The organism is Delftia sp. ASV31, assembly GCF_016428765.1.
GTDB classification, from domain to species: domain Bacteria; phylum Pseudomonadota; class Gammaproteobacteria; order Burkholderiales; family Burkholderiaceae_C; genus Comamonas; species Comamonas acidovorans.
Genome location: NZ_JAELTK010000202.1, coordinates 1 through 559, shown reverse-complemented (window position 1 = coordinate 559; position 559 = coordinate 1). Strand labels below are relative to the sequence as shown.

Genomic DNA, 559 nt, shown 5'->3' with positions numbered 1-559 from the left:
GATATAGCAGCGGAATTTGGTGGTACGGGGCTGGGCCTCACGCTGTGTCAGCGTATGGCGCATCTCATGGGCGGGGAAATCCGGTTCTTCAGCGTGCCAGGAAAGGGCAGCATATTTGAATTGACCGTGCCTGCATACCACGCCCGGCCTGTTCCTGCTTCGGTGGGGCAGGACGATGACGATGCCATGCTTGCAGACGATGAAAGCACGGGTAGTTGCGCGAGGGTTCTCATAGTCGATGATCACCCGGTCAACAGACTGCTGCTTCTGGATCAGCTGAAAATCCTCGGCTTCGAGGCAGAATCTGCAGAAGGCGGGGAATCCGCATTGCGAATGATGTCGCAGAATATCTATGACCTGGTTCTTACGGACCTGCAAATGCCTGGCATGAGCGGTTATGTACTTGCTCAGCGCATCAAGCAGAATTATCCGGGAATTCCTGTGGGAGCAATAACGGCACATGCAGGCAAGCAGGAAAAATTCAAATGTGCAAAATTTGGCATCGCAGATATTCTTGTCAAGCCGGCCTCCTTGAAAAACCTGTCTCTTATACACATCT

General features: G+C 52.6%; 1 protein-coding gene. It reads left to right on the top strand.

Annotation, left to right across the window (positions count from 1 at the left end):
- On the top strand, positions 1–559 hold a 559-nt coding region (locus JHD82_RS29015), incomplete at both ends, for a response regulator (RefSeq protein WP_199140354.1).